The organism is Desulfofundulus thermosubterraneus DSM 16057 (assembly GCF_900142025.1).
Classification (GTDB): domain Bacteria; phylum Bacillota; class Desulfotomaculia; order Desulfotomaculales; family Desulfovirgulaceae; genus Desulfofundulus; species Desulfofundulus thermosubterraneus.
In genome coordinates this window covers 1-1,065 of record NZ_FQZM01000097.1, presented here as the reverse complement: position 1 = coordinate 1,065, position 1,065 = coordinate 1, and the positions used below count along the sequence as shown (strand labels likewise).

Genomic DNA, 1,065 nt, shown 5'->3' with positions numbered 1-1,065 from the left:
ATTACCGGTTTAAAATGAGAATTTCCTTTGTTCCACCAGTTGGTTGCCCCAATTTAATTTGAAGATTTTTCCCGAATCAATTTGAAAATCTACAATATAGTTAGTAAGCAGGATGTGCGGCGGGTTGGCGCGCATTTCCTCCCGTTTGGCCTGCGGCGTACCCCGGTCGTATTGCTCGACACGCACTGCACCTGCGAAGCCGGCTTCGGCCAGATATTCTTCGATACGCTGCTTTTGATCGTTGGCCAGCGCGTTCATCGGATAAACAAGGATGGCCGTAAGACCAGACCGCTTAAACCGCATCGCATCATCAAAGGCGTTCTGTATAACGGGAAGGAGAAAGGCTTCCGTTTTACCGCTGCCGGTACCGGTGGTTACGACAACCGGTTTGGCTTGCGGGGAAAGCAGTTCCTCAATCGCCTCCGACTGGTGCAGGTAAGCGGTTTCGCTTTTCGACCGGTTCTCCATTACGCGGGCGAGTTGGGCATCGATCGGTAAATCCCTCCAGCGTTTGCCGCTCTTGAACGGCCGGTGCGCCTGAAAGAAAGGTTCCTGAGCGAGGAAACCCGGCGCGTCCAATTCCCTTTCCAATGCCGCCCGCAATTTTGGATCCCTTGCTCTGAACTCGGTCCGCAAATAATCGCGGTACTCGTCAATTACATAATCGAGAGCACGAATTGGATGCAGGGACATAAAACCACCTCCTAACAATCCGTTAGTCGTATAGCACTGGGCGCAAGCGGTGCCCCGAATTCCCTAATGATTTCATCAGAATCGCGACCCAAGAGGGTCTTGCCCATAGCTTGTTCGATCAGGTCAAGCAATCTTGCCGCCCGGTCCCGGAGGAACTCTTCAAATGCATTGGCGCGCAAAAGGCTTGGGTTAATCTGGTGCGTTCTCAGGATTTCATCCACCCGGTCAGCCGGAATACGATGATCCTGCTCAAGTTTGGCAAGGTATATGCTGGGCGCTCTGCCGCCAATTATGCGGTTCGTTTTTGCCGACAAAGGGGCCTTGTTGAGAGAACTGTTCCACAGGCCACGGGAGTATCCCTGTTTTTCACAG

At 52.6% G+C, this 1,065-nt stretch carries 1 protein-coding gene and 1 pseudogene; both read right to left on the bottom strand.

Annotated elements, in window-relative coordinates; genetic code table 11:
• Positions 1-9: 9 nt before the first annotated feature.
• Positions 10-693, bottom strand: coding sequence for a DEAD/DEAH box helicase (locus BUA65_RS17550; RefSeq protein ID WP_072871702.1), 684 nt, complete (start codon positions 691-693; stop codon positions 10-12).
• Between the two features lie 11 nt (positions 694-704).
• Positions 705-1,065, bottom strand: a pseudogene (locus tag BUA65_RS18695) (hypothetical protein); the annotation flags it as partial.

Coding starts and splice junctions, on each gene's coding strand:
- BUA65_RS17550 (WP_072871702.1), bottom strand. CDS start 693: ATGTCCCTGCATCCAATTCGTGCTCTCGATTATGTAATTGACGAGTAC.